Here is a 16,322-nt window from a genome sequence, read left to right as displayed (position 1 = left end):
CTGTTGGTAATGCACAACAGGTTCGGGGCCGTTTAGGATTCGACGCTGGTTGCGAAACTTTAGGTGCATGCCGAGTTGGTAACAGAACTCGTAAATCCACTGTTGCAACTTCCTATAGTTGCCAATGACGAAACCTACGGGGATTACGCTCTCGCTGCGTAAGCAGCCTTAGCCCTTCCCCCCTGGTACCTTCGGGTCCAGCAATCATCAGGGGATGTCTGTAAACCCAAAATGATTGTCATATAGAACAGAATCGCCGTGCAGTACGTTGTGGACGAAGCGGCTAAAACTTACACAACTCGCCCAAAGCACCCTGCCCGTCGGGTCGCTGAGGGTTAACTCAATAGACACGGCTAAGCATGTAGTACCGACAGCGGAGTACTGGCGGACGGGGGTTCAAATCCCCCCGGCTCCACCAACTCAACAAGAAAAGACGTCCTTGGACGTCTTTTTTTGTGCCTGAGATCCAGAAAATACGGGGCTTTTAGCGCTACAGCCATCAATTGGCGTCTATGTGCGTATACACTTTCGTGTATTCCAAGCTCTCATCTGATAATTTTTTGGAATATACCATCAGTGCCCAAGCCACGCGTCTTTCAGAACTCAAAGTCAAAGCCGCCAAGCCTAAAGAAAAGGACTACACGCTGCTTGATTGAATGGCAGGGCCACACCATGACTCGGCCAGCCGAGGCAACAACTACCCGCTGGGCAGATATCAACTTCGACAAGCGAATTTGGACGATCCCAGCGGAGCGCATGAAGAAACGTCGCACGCACATTATCCCGCTCACGGAGCAAGCACTTGCACTACTGGAAACGATCAAATCCTACAGTGAGCACCGGGAGTTCGCTTTCCCTGCAGACCGGAATTCTCGCGCCCATTACAATAGCCAGACCACCAACATGGCGCTGAAGCGCATGGATTTCGAAGGCCGTCAGGTAATAGAGAACCAGCGGGGTGGGATAGTGCGTGACGCGGACTCCATGGATTGTGGTTCGCGCAGGGTGCCAGTTAGCCAGCTTGCACGGTACGAAGCATCACGTCCCTCCCTCTCGCCGTCCTGCGAGGGGGATACGGGACTTTTCAGAAATAAGATGATCGAGCAGCTCAACCAGCCATATCGTTTTGCAAAATTCCACTGTCAGCCAAATGCGGGAACCAAGTGTCTAGAACATAGCGTGCGACACTGGAGTCAGCCCAGAAAAGCTCCTTACTAAGTCTCTACCTCTGGCTGGCAGCAGGCCGGTGATCAAGTCATCTTCTGCAGCCGTCCGATGGGCAAGTAAATCTTTCACCAAACGCCAGGGTATTTATTGCCCTCTAGCAGCGCATACACAGCATTATGTCTAACGAATTTTCACCATAGTCCTAGCCCCTGATAACGCAGCCGTTTCGCCATCAACTCGACAGAATTATTGGTTATGCGTAATGCGTGCTTCAAATACCCCACTGCGGCTGGGTAGTCACGCATTTGTTCACAAACCTGGATCAAGCGAATTAAAACGTGAGGCTTACTTGGGCACTTTCTATTGATTCTCTCAAGCGCTTCGCGTGCCTCGGAAAAGTTAGCATCCAAGCCAAATAAGGTCGCACATAAAAAATCAAGCTCTAACGATTCTCCATCCTGTCTCTCGGCATCTTGAATGAGATCTTTCGCAAAATTTGTTTTACGAAGCGTCAGGAATGCCTTAATGCCAAGCAACCGGATCAGCTTTTGATCGTCGTCATGCAAGTCGCCCTTGTACTCTCGATGGAATACTTCTTCAAACTCGAAAAGCCTGTTTGCGCGATAGAGGGCATTAAGCTGTTGCAGCAACGCAGCGGAATCGTGGGTACGGGCGAACTCCTCTTCCGCAACTCTTGCCGCCTTTAGGTAGTCTTTTGTCTCCAGAGACTCGACAACTGCCGTCGACCAATCAACCGAAGCCTGCCCGCCAAATGGCGTTATGGAATACTGAGGCGCGTCTAATTGTTGCTGCCTCGCCAGCTCAAAAGCACTGCGAAGCGAAGCAATATCGTGATATCGAGCGGAGGGGACCCTTTCCATGCACCTAAGGATTAAGGCGTCAACCATGGGTACGATGTTGGCGTTGATTTCGCTGGGGCGCTTAAATGGCGCATGACGACGCACTTGAGATGGCGTGTCGTGAGGGAGCCGTCCCGTTAGCAGTTGGTACAAGAGAACGCCGAGACTGTAGATGTCGCCTCTCAGCAAGTCATCAAAAGTCCCCTTACGTGAAACACTGTCGGAAAACTCTGGCGCAGCGTACAGAACAGTGCCACCGTTCTCTCTAGTTCGAACATAAATTTCTTCGGGCAGCGCGGAGCTCCCGAAGTCAGTCAACTTCACCAAATCTCCCGCACCCACGAGAATATTGTGCGGCTTGATATCGCCGTGTGAGATAGGTGTCGGCAAGGTCGCCAAAAAACCAACAGCGTCGAGCACCTGCTCGTAGATGTCGAACAGGCGCTCAAACGTGCTTCCAAAATTCTGACTTCTCTGCTCAAGCTTTTGGGCAAGACTTTGGCTCGGGAAGTATTCCATTTCGATGAAGAACCATTCGTTCTCCGGTGGAATTCTCCCCATATCGCAAATCCGAACAATATTGGGATGTGGATCTATTGTCAGTAGCTCTTTCCCTTCAGCCAGCAGACGATCATCCTTTGTCAGATCTTTAGGAATCTTCACTGCTACGATGGTACTGTCCGATAGCCTCTCCGCCCGCCATACCCAACCATGACTGCCGTCACCGAGGCATTCAAGCAAGAGATACCTATCCCCTAAGCGCTTATTAGTTCCCGGCAGAAAGTGTGCAGATTTTATGTTCACAACAACCTCTCACAGCGCATCTGTTTGAGAAGCAGCGTTCCACTGCACTCAATCTCAAAAATAAACCGGCTGAAAAGAACTGCTGTATTTCTAAGTGGCGGCACCTGCGCACCAACCGACGATTTGAAACCTTGCCGACATCGCTGTGCAAACACTTCTTTATTTGGCGCGGAGACAACTCCTTTGTTCCACGCCGAAAGGATTAGCACAGAGGGGGCATCACACCATCTCATCGATGCCTCCAATAAATTACAAAGCTTCTCGTCAAGCTTCTTTTGTCCCCGATCGGTACCATCGAACCGTTCAAACTCAATCAAGACATCAGGTGTGCGTTGTGTTCGACTAAACCAAATTGAGTCGGCCCGAATGTCTGCCCCATGCGTCATCGGCACCGGACATTCCGCCACCGCCATAAAGCCAAGCTGAGATCCAAGCTCATTCCAGGCACTGCAACCCAAGCTGTGCACCAATACATCCTCGTCACGAACGCCCCAGCTCGACAGCATGGGATAGCTGCGATCGACAAACTCCAGAGTGGACATTGCAGAACAAATGCGCGCCGGAAGGTCAGTCACCAAAGCTCCCCCAAACGCGCAGCACTTCAGGCGACTCACCACCGTGTATGAGTGCCTTGCCACCAACTTTAACTAGTAACGATGCCGGAATAGATCGACCACAGACCAAGGCCTCACCCGTTGATAAGTTTGGCAACTCATCCAGGTCGGCCTTACTTACCATGTCAGATGCTTTTGCAATAAATCGCTGGTCATCCGGGTTCTTCAGACGCATGGTGATCAAGGTATTGCACTGCGACGTCACGTCAGCATCGAGCTTGGATGGGCGCTGGCTAACGATGGCGAAACCAACACCGAACTTGCGACCTTCGCCGGCAATTTTCTTGATGATTCGATGGCTGACGGCATTTCCACCAGCTGGCGCGAAATTATGTCCTTCCTCATAAACCAGGAAACAAGGGCGTAGAGGATCTGTTTTGCTGGAGGCTGCGCGCAAGATTTCACTGGAAAGCAGTGCGCAGATTACCTGTTTGGCCGTATCACTCAGTCCTTGCAGATCGATCACAACGAGTCGCCCTTGCTTATTCGAAGGACGCCCGATCATTTTGTATATGTCGGTTGGAGCGGACATGGCAGCAGAGTAAAAGCTTTGCGCTTCGTTGAGCACCCGCGACAGCTTCATCGATGTCACAGCGGCACTGCGTCCATTCAATGCTTTGCCTTCTGCCTCGGAAAGGTCATCCCACTCACGCAACTCTTCGATACCATCTCCAAGAAGATGTCGAAGGCGATTGATGTCCCGCGGCTCGGTCTTGTCGGCTGTCCGCCAATAGCGCAACGCAACATCAAGCACCCTCTGTTGAGGTTCGGTCAGCCCGGGCAGAATTTCGGCCACATCATCCATTTCAAAGTGATCGAACTGCAGCGCAAGCTGGACGTTTTTGCCTGCGTACTTGTGTTTGAACGATTCATTTTGTGGCGTGTAAACATGGATGCCTGCTCCGGCTTCCTGCAATCGTTCCAAGGTTTCGCGAATTTTGGGTAGTGCCGCACGATCGCGTCCGTCTTCACTCTCCGCTAGACCTCCCGAGAAATTCAATTGCCCCTTCGCCAGGGCCTTTCCATACTCACCATGCGGATCAAAAACAACTACGGTTCCGTTGTTCAACGCTACCAATCGTTCAATGATGCGGCCAACGGTGTAGGACTTTCCCGATCCCGTCATCGCGAGTACGGCCATATGCTCAGTGACCAGCTTGTTTACGTCTAAAAAGACCGGCACCGTGTTATCGCCGCGCTCATAGCCAACCAGATTACCCAGGTGCAAACTGGTGTGTTCGTTGAACTCGTAGAAGTCGCTTAGAAATTGGAAATCCACCGTTTCAACGGCAGCACCCGGGTCTAGCGGGCGGCGTGGAATTTTTATCTGGCGAGAAATCGGATCGCGATAGCCGACCAGTTCGACGTTTGCGTAGAGGTTCTCGCCTGTGACACTGGCACCGGGAAGCAACTCAAGTTCAGTTACTCCATCACCAAATCCAGCGTTGAACAGCATATTGGTTCGGGAAATCCTGGTGACTCGCCCAAGCACCGGCACCACGCTTTCATCCGCGCGCTCCTGATGCATGATGCGGACAAACTCTCCACGACGAACGGAAAAGGAATCCTGAACCACCATAGTCAGCTGTGCCGCGTCGCCGGTGTTACCGACCAGCTTTCCAAGTACCTTGTGTTTCATGATTCAAACCCCTCATCGAGACCGGATAACCACGTGCTTTCCACGTCGTTACTCCGCAATGCTTCATTTAGCCCCTGCCGGTAGTAAGCAGAGAACTTTTCTAGAATATTGAGTTGCTGCCGACTGAGTAGCTGCGGTAGTGGCATGGATTTTTTCTGGCTTTGCATGTCCAGAATCATCAGTCGAGATGCCACGGTATCTAACAAGGCGGAATCCCAGTCCGACTCTTCGCCGGCCAATTGAGCCATCTTTATTTGACTTACACGCGCACTGCGGAAGTGAAAGCCGATAACGCCTTGGCTTACTTCACTAGCAGGTTCCATTCGGGAGCGATTTTCAGTCATCCGAAAAGCAATAGTTCGGGTGAAGTTGCCCAATATTCCATTGATAAAACGCGTATCACCAATGCCGCTCAGTCGAGCCTCTAGGCCTTCGAGCATGGCTGCCGATTCCGGTGCAAAACCATCATTGATCAAAATGTGCTTGCGGCCGTCTTCAGTTCGTAAGTCCTGACGAGCGATACTGACAATGGCAGAGAATCGCTCAGCCAGAATGCTAACGAGCACAGGACCTTCCGGATTCCATGGAAATAAAGCTTTCCGGTTTTTCTGCCAAAATTGTTCAATTACATCTCTGGTCTTTTCAAACTCGGCCCAGTGTCGTGCATTCCGCTTCAGAGGCACCATTTCCCGGTCAATGAACAACGGGGTGTCGATCAAAATCAAGTTGGCAGCACCACCCTGTTTTAACAGTCGCTCGACAAGGGAATAGCAGTGCCTCATCTCCACCAAGTCCAAGCGCTTTCTCTGGGCTTCGAAATCTATGTCGTCTAACTCTGATACTGAATCGGACCCAGCTGTGCCAATCTTATTGTCCTGAATGGTGAGATCTGTCCGCACAGCTGCGGATGCGTAGATAAAGCCCCCCAGAGCACGGTGAATGCATGAGTGACTCGCAATGCCTGAAACCGTGAGGTTGACGACAGCTGGCCGCTTGACACCCTTAATTAAGCCGGAATCCCGAAATATGGGGGCCACATGTTCAATATCACGAATTTGTTTGAGCAAACGCCCAGCACTGCCCGGTAATCCCAGCTGACTATCAATAGCCAATGCTTGCGCAAGAGTTTTTGCTTTCATTGGCTAGGCCTCATTTCTCAAGCTTTCGGCAAATGCCCAGTATCTACACCCCATCAGATAGACTAATCCCTGCTCAGTTAATCCATGTTCATTGATCAGCCCGGCATTTCTAAGGCGAACCATGCTTTCCGGCAAATCGAAGCTGGCCAAGTTCAACAGCGGCACGGCATATGTCTTCAACCTGCTTAGCATGCCCTCGGCTGTCGCGACATTGAATCCGTAGCAGCACACCAGCACTGTGAAATCCTCCGGGCGTATCGCATCATTTTCTTGGGGCTTTATTTCTTCGGTACTAACAGAGGGCAACCCACAATGCCGCTCAATATTGGTCAGAAATTCATGAACCAACGATGCCTGATCCAACAAACTGATGGACCAAAGCGGTAGCGTTGTGACAGCGATCAGGCCGCTATTGGAGTGCGCCTTCCAATAGCGTGTATGGTCGGTCAGTTCCCCCGGCGTCATTCCCCCTGTACAGGCGCCATCTATCCCACGCAGATTGAACGCCACCTCGCCCTCTAGCATGCTCGCAAGCGATGCCTGTTTGGCTGCTAGTGAATTGGACTGGGCCAACACAACCATCCAGTCCAGAAAATGAAAAATACTCCCTTCCTGGTATGGCGGCAGCAACAGCAGTGAACAACCGGGTTGGCGTACCCAGGCAGCACATTCCTCCTGAGTCTCTCTCGAGGCTTGCAAAGCTTCGCCTGTCATCAACACAAAACCGGTCTTCGGCAAGCCAAGCTGAGACGACTGGGAGATTCCCAGCAAGCTGGCCAAGAAACGCCCTCTGCGGTGTGCCTGCAATTCCGGAGTCAAATAAAGCTTCACGCATCCCCCCCGAAATAGAGCTTCATTTTCAGGATGCCCTTGGCCACCAAAGCCTCTTGAGCGGGTTGCGACAGTACTGGGCTTTTGCCCTCAGCTATCGCCTTCGCCAAATCTTGCCAGCTCGCGAAGTCAAGGCCTGTCCCGCTTAACAACTGAGTCGCTTTGGTTTCCCACTGCGTTTGCTGCACATCTATCGTCACATGCAGGTCATGCAAGGTGAGTGGAGATACGCTACTTAGGCTAATTGCCGCTGGCGCAGCTTCGCTGCAAGCACTGAACAGTGGCATCAGCACTGGAAGGTAGCGCTCATTGGTCTGACTCACCAAGGTTTCGCGATGCGACAGGATGGTGTTTTCAACCTTGCTGATGGCGCCACCAACGCTGTGCAACTGAGAGTGAATGGGGTTGAGCAAACGGTCAGGGATGTCGCGGATGGCACTGAACTGCCCCTTGCGTGCTTGCTCGCGAAACTTTTCACGCTCGTTCTTGGCCAAGTCAGCCAAGTCCTCAAACGCATCGCCAATCAACACCAGTTTTTGAGCGAGCGTTGCTAGCTCTTGTCCGTGTTCTGGCGCCGAGTAATCCGCTGGCATGGGCTCCAAAACGCGTGCGGCCTCTGCACATCGTGTTTGCAACTCCGCGAGGTACTCTGTGATCTCAATAAATTTTTTCTTGCCCGCTCGATAGCTACTGGCAATGCAGCCAAGGTTATCGGCCAGCCCCAAAGCCGTTCCATTCTCGATATTGACGCCCGCTTCCTCGGCGAGCAGACGCAGGCGGTCCGCCGCCTTGTCCAATTGAAGTGAGCGCAGGTAATGCAGCAAAGTGTCTGAACTAGCAGTACCCTCTGCCGCCGCAGTGCCGCTGGCGTTGTGTTGCTGCAAAGCCCCATCAAGAATGTTGGTCACCGTCTGTAGCGACAGGGTGAACAAGCTACGCGGGAACAAAGCCAGACTCTTTGCATCAGCTTCGATGTCGGTGATCAGATGATCGATGCCTTGCTTGATTTGAGTTGCCGCCTTCTCCACGTAATCTGCAAACAGCCGCGCCTGTTCGATGCGCTGATAGAGCGATTGGCTCTTATCGTCAAGGCGCAGGGTATTGATATTGCCCAAGGTGATATCAGGCACGCGCTCCGGTTTAACGCCCGCAACGCGCTGCAGCACTTCAAAGCGCCCGGCAAGCAGAGTGGGCATCTTGCGAGCAATAGCAGACAAATCATCGGTGCCTTGCAAAGCGAGCGCTTCTTCGCCGACCTTCAGCACCTCAAAGGCGGAGCGGGCCGCTTTGAGCAATTCGTGCGCTTCCACAGTTTCAGTGCCGATGGGTGACTTGCCCAAGGGTGCGAAGAGCCCAGGGATACGGTCATAGCCGAAAACACGCTCCAACTTGGCAACCACAGCCTTGTAGCCGTCGGCACCGTTGCCGTTAAACCAGTTCTGCGCCTCGTTGATGGCGTTATCCAATTTGGCCCTTGGCAGGCTTTGCCATTTGGCTATAGCAGCCGTGGCATCTTGCAGTTGCAACAAACTCAACTCCCCACACCACCACATCCAGTCATCGAACACGTTCTTGACTGTCGCACTAGTGTGTTGCAAGCAGCCCCAGTACCAGTCTCGCCTGGCCTTTTCCAGCGTCCACTCCTGCTTGATGGCCGGGTTCGCTATACGCGCCAAGAAGAAGGGCAACAATGCTTGTGCCTGCTGCGGGTTCGCTAAGTCGGCAAATAAGCCGGCATGCTCTTCCCTAGTAAAACCCAAGCTAAGCAACTTGCTTGGTAAGACCAAGCTTTGCATCAGCGATGCAACCTCTGCGGCGTCGATGCCGTGCCTGGCTTCCAAATCATCCAGACCGGAAAGGCTGGGCTCCTTGAACACAAACAAGGTCCAGGCCTGCAGCAGCAGATCGCGGTCCTGCGTGCTGATCTTGCCGGCAGGCTTGAGCGGCCAAGCAATCAAGCCGCGCTCATTCAAGCGGGCACGCCATTGATGGATCGCTTGATAGGCAAAGTCACGTAGAGCGTTGAGCTTGTTCTTGAACTTGCTGGTCAGTCGCGACTCATCCAGTACCAAGCCCTTGCACTGCTCGGGCAACAGGCCGATGCGCTCCAACTGGTCCACTTCGCTAGGGTTCAGGTAATAGAGCAATAGATCGTCTTTGAGCTCTTCTTCTACATCGCCCCGGTTGTACTGCTCCATCAAGTGGGTGGAAGCAGTGAAAGCCATTACCGGGAAGCGCCCTTCATCAGTACCGCGCGTTGCCGCCAATTGCTGCAGCCGGTCCAGCTCCTCACGGTTGTTCACCCAGGCAAACCACGCCAGATTGTCCGGGTGCAGCTTCAACCCCTCGCAATACAACAAGCCACCACGCTGGCCTGCGCCTTGCCCACGTGGGCTGGTTTGAATGTGCAGATTCTCTTTGTTGGAGAGACCCGTCTGTGCGTACTGCCAATTCTTGTCCAGCAAACGCATTAAACCCATCAGGCGTGCCGTCCAGCGCAGGCCCGGGTTGTGGCCGCTGGCCTGCAAGAAGGTCTTCATCGCAGCTTCGTGCACAGCCGCATCCGCCGGGTCGCGGAAGATCATCGAGTTGTGCTGCTGGTTGCGGTAGCGCAAGTCCAATCGCAGCAACATGGCTACGCTAGGGCCAATATGCGTGGCCTCTTCATTCGGAATGAACTGGTCGCAACCAATCAGCTTTTGCCAAAGGGCATCGGCGGCAAACTCCACGGCCGGGTGGTCGTAGAGCAAACTCAACAGATGCTTGAACTCTCCGCGCGATAGCGGCATCAGCAGCACATCTTTCTCGGCCTCATTGATGGCAAAGGTACGCAGGTTTTGCAGCAAGGCAGTGAGGCTGAGTGCCTGCTCGACAGCGGGGTACAGCCATTCGTCCTTTTCTCGCTTGAACTTGGCCTCTTCCAGCGCCTGGCGGCATTGGAGCGCGTCAAAAGGCATCTTGCGATACAGGCTGGCGACCGGCTCGCCATCCTCATTGGCCAGCTGCAACAGCTCTTTACAGCGCGCAGATGCGGCATCCAGTGATACAGGCAGTTGGCCGTACAGCAACGACTGCGCGATGGCGCGCAGATCGTGATCACCAGTCTTGATGCCCTCGATGGCGTGCTTGTCCAGCACATGCTCAGCGACACGGCCAGAGCTTTCTACTACCGCATCGAACAGCTCGCCCATATCGGTGACTTGCTTACCCACTGCCGCGTACTGAGCCAGCACCGCATCCACATTGGCCATGATCACGTTGAACCAACCAAAGTTGGCTCCGCTCATTGCGTAGGCGGCTTCAACCAGCCCTGTGGGGTAGTCGTGTGCCAACTTGCGCTCGACCTTGAGCTGGGCCACATAGTCAGACACATCGGCAAAGGCATTGTGCTCCAGCTCCACCAGCTCAAAACGGCGCGCGACGGATTGAATCTCCCGCAACTGCTGGCCCAGCAAGGGCGAGCACAAAGCCACATAACGCAGCCAAGGTAGCTTGCGTCGCGGGTCCTCCTCCTTGATGGCTTTGCCAATCAGACGGATGGCTTGGCCATCGAGGCGCTTGGCGTCGTCTTGCTCCAATCCAAAGGTGGCCGCCTCGGCCACGGTTTCCAGCTCATCCAGCACTACCAGCACATAGCCGATGCCAAATTTTTCCAGATAGCTGTAGGCAGCCTGCACCAGGCGCACGACTAAGCCCTCTTCTTCGTAGAGTGCCTCTTCAGAGTGGGCCTGATCCAGCTCTAGGCATTGCGCCAGCTGTTGAGGATCGAAGCCTGTCGGATTCAGACGATGCAGCGCCTGCTCGGCAATTTTGCTTTGAATCGAACCATCAAACTTGCCGGTCGCCAGCGGCAGCAGCGCCCTGTAAAGCCCAAAGCCAAACCAGTTGTCCGAGTTCTGGTAGTCAGAGGCGACTTGGGAGTATCGGATGTACAGCGCCAGGTACTTATCTTGCGTAGCCTGATCAAACAGCTTTTTATCTTCCAGCTGCGCACCGTCTTCGCGTACAAACCAGCCTTTGGAACAATCGTTGATCTGGGCTATCAGCTCATGCCCCAGACGCGATTTACCGCGCCCCCATTCCGCCTCGACCGCAAACACATGGGCAAAGTTGTCCGCCTCCTGATCCACCGTGTGGATGAAGGTGCGATAGCGTTTGAAGAAACGACTCTGGCCAACCAAGGGATCACGCGGCGGATAATCGGAAACACCGGTGGCTGCCCAGCTATGGAGACGGGCCAGGTCGACCATATCGGCGTCGGTAAGCTGATCGTTCTTATTCATGCAGTAGGTTCCCCCTGAACCACATACGCCGCCTCCGGTTCGCGGACGGAACGGTATTGATAGACTTTCTTGTAGTCCTGATACAGTGCCTCGGCAGCCAAGCGTGCGGCCTGCCACAGCAACTTGCCGGTGCGGTTGAACACCCGGCTCGCGGGCAGGCTGTAGCACTGATCAGAAAACTGCGGATGAATCTGGAACTGGCCTAGTTGGTTACTGGCACCGTCCTGATAACGCCAGACCGCGTGCTTGAGCAACAAGCCCACCAGAGGTGACAGTTGCGCATTCAATTCGGAAGCCGCGGGCTGCTGCGGAAAGCAGGCCACACCCAGCCTTGCCAGCATGCCCAACAGCAGGTCGGCCAGCGTGCCACAGCGCACCTCGTCGCCCTCAGTGCCAATCACTGTGACGGCAATTTCAGCAGGCGCAAAAGCGTTCTGACCTGCAGGCAGCTCCAGTAGTAAACCGCCGCGGTTTTCTGCGCGCCAGGCATCCTGCGCAAACACCAGCATGGCTAGCAGCAGCGCCCAGGGCTGAGCCAACACCCAGTTCATGGTGGTTTGGCCTTCTGGTATTGCAGGCAGCAAGCCACCCTGCAAGATCACGTGCTCATCGATGGCTGGCTTTTGACCGGCAAGATCCAGTACAACGGGCAATGCCAACAGTCGTCCCAGTACCCAATTCTGCTGCGCATGGATGCCGCTGGCGTCCACTTTGGGTAAGGGAGGGAGCGCATCGGCAAACGCGACCAACTGGGCGGCGACAGCCAGAATACGCATCAGTGCAGGCGTTGCTGCCGCCTGTTCAAAGCTCACGCCCAGCAAATCCCGCTCAAGCGCAGCGTAGGGGCTGGCATTGAGTCGCTCGCTTTCCATGGCCGCTTCCACCCAGGCAGCGGCTTGCCCCAAGCCAGATACCAGCTCGACCAGCGGTGAGCTCCCCTGCGCCGCCGATAGACCAGCCATCTCCCCCGCCTCTTTACAGCGCGCAGCGGCAATCGCCAGCCATACAAGGCGAACCTCAGACTGCTGTGCCAGGAGGGAACAGAGCAACTCGGCGTCAGACGCCAAGGCCGAGCGCACGGCCAGTAGGCGATGGCTGATAATCCAACCTTTGCTAGTGCCCAGATGACTCTCCGTCCCCTTACCATTACCTTGGTCGCTGGCCCCTTCTGCCTCTACCGGGTGAGCCAGGCTCCGCAGCAGCGCCGAGCTTTCACACTCATTACCAACGGCAACCATAAACCCCGTCGTGAGCAAGGCTCGTAGGCGCGGGATCAAGGCAACTGAAGTGGCATGGGGGCTGGTCATCAATCCCCCTTGGCCAGTGTGAGCAAGTAGTAAAGCTCGTCTAGATCGCTAAACAAGGCTGGGCCTTGGCCATCGACACCGTCAGCATTCAATCGGCTCAGAATAAAGCGATCCAATCGGTCGCTACCCGCTTGCAGTGCCTTTTCGGCAGTGAGCAATTCGGCTTCGGTGAGCTGGGCTTTAATTAGAGCTTCGACGAGGAGTTTTGCGGCAGTGGTCAGCCGCTGCGATAGCTTTATGGCGGCATTGACGCATCGAGCCTGTTCCCCGACATTTTTCTCAATTTCAGACTCATAGCGAGGAATAAGTAGGCGCCCGACAGACGGATAGTCCAAAGCATCGCGCGTCCCGCCAATTGCTAAGCGATCGACTTGATACTTAAGAAATCTTGAATTCAGTGCTGCACAAACATATCCAGGATCAACACCCTCTTTAATATTGAATCTGACAGAGTGCTGATTGATGTTAACCGGAAGATCTTCCTCGGTAACTAACGAAGCTGTACCGGGATAGCCTGTGATTGTAAGAATTATGTCGCCTGCCGAACAACGACTTCTTGCCAACTCTTCATCCACCAACGGATCGACATATACAGCATCAGACAAATCCAATCGCAGTGGCTTTACGTTTTGGACGCGGGCAAAGAGAACTCCCTTATCGAAATACTTCGCGCCTTTTGGGGTTGCGCCTCCCGCTATTTTTCTTACCCCAACCAATGCGCTCAATGGGTCTAAACGAGCACACTTATCCTTAGCGCGCTGAATAAGATCCAGCACTACTGGGTCGTACTGTTTGGGATTGATTCGATAGGAATCAAGATCTTCCTTTTTTGCCACCCAAGAGAATTTAGCTGGTATAGGATTTTTTACGAGGCCAGCAAAATGCTCGGCAATGCTGATGGATAGCGCATTCGCACAAGCTTGCAGCCGCTCAGCTTGGCGGACTTTGTCGCCGATGTATTTTTGGACGGCTGCGTTAAAGATAACCACCGGAATTGAGCGAACATGATCATTAACCATATTGATCTGGCCGGTGCTGCCCGCCACCCCTTGCTCAAGAGCACGCTCTCCCCACCAAGTCCTCAAGAATGCAGCGACGTATCCTTCGTCGTAGGCTTCCTTGATACCCAAACGGGCGATGTGCTGATTTGTAATTGGCAGATCGTCCCCGTAGTAAATCGAAACACGGCCAATACTTCCTGCACCGGTCAAGTTGATGAGCAAATCGCCTCGCTGAACTTGTACCTTCTCGAGATTGCTAATTCCTTTGACGTCAGCAAAATCGGCCGGTTCCAAATCAGCAAGCAGCTCGTTGACATTTTTCGTTTTCAAACACGGGTAGGTGCCGCCATACGCTGGGTGAGGTCCTGGGCTAATAACGTTCTTCACGAGGCTTTGCAAAGGCGCCCAAGGGAAGGACTTTATCTTCCTAATCGCTTGAGTAATTTCAGGCCGGTAAGACTGCGCCGACATGAGTAGACCAAGGTCACTTAGGGCCACTCGATTAATGTGGTGTGTTTCTCTACATTTATCTACAGACATCACTCCCCCCGCTTATAAGCGCCAACAATCTTATCGAGATCGTTCGGTACGCCGGCTGAGTAGTCCTCGATATTGTTTTTCACCACATAGCCCAGCGTCTCTGCCACCGCCATGAACACATCACCTTGGGGCTCAGGCAGGAACAGCTCGGCATGCTCAGAGCTGGCGTTGCGCTTTTGCAGGTAAAGCACCGAGGTCTTGGCTCCAGTGCCGGAGAGCTTGAAGGTGTCCGCCGGAAGGGAGAGCACCGCCTTGACAATAGCCTTGCCACCCACAAACTGGCCTGTTATTTCATCCTTCTTGCCCATGATGTAATCGCGCACATAGCGGTCGCCGGAGTTACAGAGCACACCGTCGGGCAACACGATCAGCAGGCGGCCACCAGGGCGCAGCAGTTGTAGGCAGCGATCGATAAACAGCACGGCAGGGTCGATGGTGGCGCCCACCGGTTTCCAGTTGCCTTTGCCATCGGGCTTGCTGCCCAGGGCTAAGCCGCTGATGGTGGGGAACAGGTTGTAGACCGCCTTTTTGCCGGTGGAGACATTGCGCAAATCGGTGCGGTAGCCTGCCCACTTGGGCGCACCATCGTCTTCCAGATAGAGATCGCCCGTGTTTTCCCACTTCATTTTGAGGTGGTCGTAGTAGGCCACATACTCATCGACTACTTTTGCCGTGGGACGGAAACCTCCCAAGACTTGCTCCATCTGGGCCTCGTAGCGCTCCTTGGATTCTTTGCCCTTCTTGTCGCTGGTGAACTTGGGCGTGCCGAACGGCGGATTGGTGCAGATCAAGTCAAAGCTGTTGGGTTTGAACGCCTTAGTGGTGAGCGAGTTGTCGGTGTAGAAAATCTTGGCCTTGGGTGCGCCTTGCAATGCCATGTTGACGCGGGCCAGCATGACCATGCGAGGTGCCGCATCGGCGCCGGTGAAGGCCGTCTCACGCAGGGTTTGCTTGAGCGCTTTTTTCTGCGCGTCGCTCATACCACCAAGGTGATCGACCACGCTTTCGATGTGGCTTAGCGCCACGGAGCCAAAGCCGAACGAACCACAGGTGGGGTCGCAAAAGCGGAAGGCACCAGCGGTGAGGCGTTCCATAGCGGCGTTGTCTTGCTGGATATCGTGCATGGCGATTTCCAGCATGGCCTGCTTGACCGGGTTCGGTGTGAGGTACACCCCCAGGCCACCTTTGGATTCAAAGTTGGCGCGCAAGAACACGTCGAACACCCGCCCCAGCAAATCGCCCGCCACATCGGCCAAGGTGCCCACTTCTTTACCAGCAATCATACGCCCCTGGTTGTTTGTTACCGGCCCAAGGTCTTGCATAGCTTCCAGCAAAGTGCGGTAGTTTTCCGGTTGCGTCAGTCGCAGGTGGGAGTCGCTGGGGAAGATGGCGTTGCGGGTACCGTCATCGCTGACAACTACGTAGTCTTCGTGTGCCTTAAAGGCTTCAAAGGCTGCCTTGATTTGCTCAACCGCCTTTGCACCGTGCTTGGCAACATAGCGATAGTCAAACACCTCGCGAAAGCGCTGGGTCTTGCCTTCGTGGTCGGTAAAGCTGAGCTCATCACCATGATGGACGCGGAAGGTTTCAAGGAATAGCAGCTTAGCCACTTCCTCGATGATGTCGTTCTTGTCGTTGACGCGATCCTTGACGGTCTGGAAGACCTGTTCATGGAAGGCGTCAAAGCGATGCATCAGACGGGTGTAGATACGCATCGACCAGCGGAAGGTCGGGTCTTTTTCCAGCTTTTCGTAGTTGCGAATTAGCTCGATGGAAGGCACCTCGTCCACCGAGTGGGTGCCATCACTGCCATCGACGCCGAACAGGCTGTAGCAGCGGGTGTTTTTGTCGTCTTGCAGATGGGCAAACACAGGCCAGTCCCCACTGACGCTGGCCAGCAGTTCGTAAGCCAGTTGATCCAACTTGTCTTCGCGGGAATAGTCCCAATGCCCGGGCTCCAGGGCGATCAGCAACACTGAGGGAGTCTGGTTGCCGTGGTCTTCTCCCCAGATCAGCCCGGCTTTGACGAAATCGTGATCGCTATTAAGCGGGGTGTGCTCGATGTAGTCGCTGTATTTGGCGCGGATGGCTTGGTAGCGATCCAGCGTTTGTTCGGTTGCCATGGGTTCTTCTGTCC

The 16,322-nt window shown here is 54.2% G+C and carries 9 protein-coding genes, 1 other RNA gene and 1 pseudogene; 2 read left to right on the top strand and 9 right to left on the bottom strand.

What is annotated here, in order from left to right; translation table 11 throughout:
- The first annotated feature begins 24 nt into the window (after positions 1-24).
- Both ssrA and DNK59_RS03745 read left to right on the top strand, forming a co-directional pair.
- Positions 25-418: a transfer-messenger RNA gene (ssrA, locus tag DNK59_RS03750) on the top strand.
- Positions 419-630: 212 nt separating this feature from the next.
- Positions 631-957 (top strand): annotated as a pseudogene (locus tag DNK59_RS03745) (tyrosine-type recombinase/integrase); the annotation flags it as partial.
- Between the two features lie 401 nt (positions 958-1,358).
- Here DNK59_RS03745 and DNK59_RS03740 read toward each other — a convergent pair.
- From DNK59_RS03740 to DNK59_RS03700, 9 genes are read right to left on the bottom strand one after another with little or no spacing between them, the layout of a single operon-like run.
- Positions 1,359-2,768 (bottom strand): serine/threonine-protein kinase, encoded by a 1,410-nt coding sequence (locus DNK59_RS03740; RefSeq protein WP_218281267.1) that lies wholly within the window; start codon positions 2,766-2,768, stop codon positions 1,359-1,361.
- A 59-nt stretch (positions 2,769-2,827) separates the two neighbouring features.
- The gene (locus DNK59_RS03735) at positions 2,828-3,406 is read right to left on the bottom strand and encodes a hypothetical protein (protein ID WP_218281266.1); all 579 of its coding nucleotides are present in this window, start codon (positions 3,404-3,406) and stop codon (positions 2,828-2,830) included.
- Positions 3,399-5,084 (bottom strand): ATP-binding protein, encoded by a 1,686-nt coding sequence (locus DNK59_RS03730; RefSeq protein WP_110722327.1) that lies wholly within the window; start codon positions 5,082-5,084, stop codon positions 3,399-3,401. The genes DNK59_RS03735 and DNK59_RS03730 overlap by 8 nt, the downstream gene beginning before the upstream one ends.
- Complete coding sequence (locus DNK59_RS03725) at positions 5,081-6,223, bottom strand: hypothetical protein (RefSeq protein WP_110722326.1); 1,143 nt, start codon at positions 6,221-6,223, stop codon at positions 5,081-5,083. The genes DNK59_RS03730 and DNK59_RS03725 overlap by 4 nt, the downstream gene beginning before the upstream one ends.
- Positions 6,224-6,226: 3 nt before the next feature.
- On the bottom strand, positions 6,227-7,054 hold the full coding sequence (locus tag DNK59_RS03720) for a hypothetical protein (RefSeq protein ID WP_110722325.1): 828 nt from the start codon (positions 7,052-7,054) through the stop codon (positions 6,227-6,229).
- Positions 7,051-11,337 (bottom strand): hypothetical protein, encoded by a 4,287-nt coding sequence (locus DNK59_RS03715; protein WP_110722324.1) that lies wholly within the window; start codon positions 11,335-11,337, stop codon positions 7,051-7,053. Before DNK59_RS03715 ends, DNK59_RS03720 begins: the two co-directional genes overlap by 4 nt.
- Positions 11,334-12,644: a hypothetical protein gene (locus DNK59_RS03710; RefSeq protein ID WP_110722323.1), complete on the bottom strand. Its 1,311-nt coding sequence runs from the start codon at positions 12,642-12,644 to the stop codon at positions 11,334-11,336. The genes DNK59_RS03715 and DNK59_RS03710 overlap by 4 nt, the downstream gene beginning before the upstream one ends.
- Positions 12,644-14,185 carry a hypothetical protein gene (locus DNK59_RS03705; RefSeq protein WP_146249880.1) on the bottom strand — a complete coding sequence of 514 codons (1,542 nt, stop codon included), beginning with the start codon at positions 14,183-14,185 and terminating at the stop codon, positions 12,644-12,646. Before DNK59_RS03705 ends, DNK59_RS03710 begins: the two co-directional genes overlap by 1 nt.
- Positions 14,185-16,308 (bottom strand): class I SAM-dependent DNA methyltransferase, encoded by a 2,124-nt coding sequence (locus DNK59_RS03700; protein ID WP_110722321.1) that lies wholly within the window; start codon positions 16,306-16,308, stop codon positions 14,185-14,187. Before DNK59_RS03700 ends, DNK59_RS03705 begins: the two co-directional genes overlap by 1 nt.
- Positions 16,309-16,322: the final 14 nt, after the last annotated feature.

It is taken from the genome of Pseudomonas sp. TKO26 (genome assembly GCF_003225665.1).
GTDB classification, from domain to species: domain Bacteria; phylum Pseudomonadota; class Gammaproteobacteria; order Pseudomonadales; family Pseudomonadaceae; genus Aquipseudomonas; species Aquipseudomonas saponiphila.
This window is presented reverse-complemented; position numbering and strand designations above follow the sequence as displayed.

What these genes read in the sequence shown, in the direction of transcription:
- DNK59_RS03730 (WP_110722327.1), bottom strand. Translation starts at nt 5,084, where the DNA reads ATGAAACACAAGGTACTTGGAAAGCTGGTCGGTAACACCGGCGACGCG.
- DNK59_RS03710 (WP_110722323.1), bottom strand. Translation starts at nt 12,644, where the DNA reads ATGACCAGCCCCCATGCCACTTCAGTTGCCTTGATCCCGCGCCTACGA.
- DNK59_RS03715 (WP_110722324.1), bottom strand. Translation starts at nt 11,337, where the DNA reads ATGAATAAGAACGATCAGCTTACCGACGCCGATATGGTCGACCTGGCC.
- DNK59_RS03725 (WP_110722326.1), bottom strand. Translation starts at nt 6,223, where the DNA reads ATGAAAGCAAAAACTCTTGCGCAAGCATTGGCTATTGATAGTCAGCTG.
- DNK59_RS03700 (WP_110722321.1), bottom strand. Translation starts at nt 16,308, where the DNA reads ATGGCAACCGAACAAACGCTGGATCGCTACCAAGCCATCCGCGCCAAA.
- DNK59_RS03705 (WP_146249880.1), bottom strand. Translation starts at nt 14,185, where the DNA reads ATGTCTGTAGATAAATGTAGAGAAACACACCACATTAATCGAGTGGCC.